Below are 1503 nucleotides of genomic sequence, written 5' to 3' on the forward strand. Positions count from 1 at the left end.
TCCTTCAATTTTACCTTTTTCAAATTCAGTGGAATCAATTTTTATATTGACATCGCCAACAAATGAAATAAACATTTTCACTATTGTATTGAAAAACCTATTATAATCACGTTGCCTTTGTTCTATTTTCACTTGTACCATTTCAGATTGTGCTTGATTAAATAACGATATTTCTGCGTTGTGCTTATTAGTCCCCGAACCACTAGCATCCCTTCCCCCAAACGCATACTTCATTGCTCTATCTTCAAATCAAGTGATTGTTTGGAGTAGTTGTTGCAATGATGCAGACCCAGAGATTACTGGTGTAAATGACGCAGCAAACTTAGAGTTTGGAGATGTGGAATCGGCAATTCTTGAACCGTTAAGTATTTCTATTTCCCTGGTAGACCCTTTCTTACCAGAACCCATAAGGGCAGATACGTTATTAAGTTGTGTCTTAATGAATTCTCACTCTTGCCCAATCTCTGAACCAAGAACATTTAGTTCAAGCAATATCTCTGCCGCTATGATTAAGTCAGGTGTAGCATCAGGGGTATTCCTAATGATTTGACAAGGTATCTTAGTAATTCTCTTATCATATACATATTGTTTTGCTTCCGGAACTCTTTTGGTAGTTCTTGATACTTCATCATAATATACAGTGTCTCGAATAACTCTGCCAAACGTTTTTGAATTTTGATTTCTGTCAATAAACCATTTATATAGAATAGGGGCAGAGAAACCGGTTTGACTATCACTGTAGTTTGATTCCCCTTCAACCAATATGGAAGTAAGTTCCACGCCAGATGATTCGAAGTTCTTGACACGGAAGAATTTTATGATTGGTTCGCCATCAATGATTATTAGGGCGACCGCAACTTCACCGAAGAAAGACAGAATTTTTCCAGCCTTTGCTTTTTCTGTGTCAAAGTCTGATTTCAACAATATGTTTTTCAATTCTTTTTTAGCAAGACCATTAAATACACGTGAATCAATTTTATTTACACTATCTTGCGCTGTAAAGTTGGCGATTATATCACCGATATTTACCGGACTATGCTTTCCTTGCGAGTAGAAAGTTTGTTTTATTCATTTATTATCTGATAATTTGTATGGTTTTGTCATATGTTATAGTCATGCCTCCACTGAAAATACGAAAAATAGTTTCATATATAGGAATTATAACACAAATTCTTGAAAACAAAACTAACTAATAAAAAACAAGCATAACGCTTATTTTATTTTTTGTAAAATTTCCCTTAATAGTGGCACTTGTTTTAGTGTTTGTGGTGGCAAATTCTCTCCAAGGAACTTTCTATCCTTCTTTTTACCACGCAAAATAGCTTCTCTTATCATTGTAGCGGACACACCATTTTGGTTTCTGTGGCGATTTTGGATATATCATTCTAATCTTGGCGGCAGATTGCCTGTTTCAAATCACTTATCTATGATTGCAAGTGAATCTGAATAGTGGATTGTGAAGTTTTTTCCTTCAGTAGTTGCTTGATAGAAGTCAATTACTGA

Annotated in this window: 2 protein-coding genes; both read right to left on the minus strand. The window is 35.0% G+C overall.

The window, feature by feature from the left end:
* Positions 1 to 234, minus strand: a 234-nt coding sequence (locus N1032_RS23110; RefSeq protein WP_259542676.1) for a hypothetical protein, incomplete at its 3' end; no start/stop codon positions are given.
* Positions 235 to 447: 213 nt separating this feature from the next.
* Positions 448 to 924 carry a hypothetical protein gene (locus tag N1032_RS23115; protein WP_259542678.1) on the minus strand — a complete coding sequence of 159 codons (477 nt, stop codon included), beginning with the start codon at positions 922 to 924 and terminating at the stop codon, positions 448 to 450.
* Positions 925 to 1503: the final 579 nt, after the last annotated feature.

It is taken from the genome of Herbiconiux daphne, from assembly GCF_024979295.1.
GTDB lineage: Bacteria > Actinomycetota > Actinomycetes > Actinomycetales > Microbacteriaceae > Herbiconiux > Herbiconiux daphnes.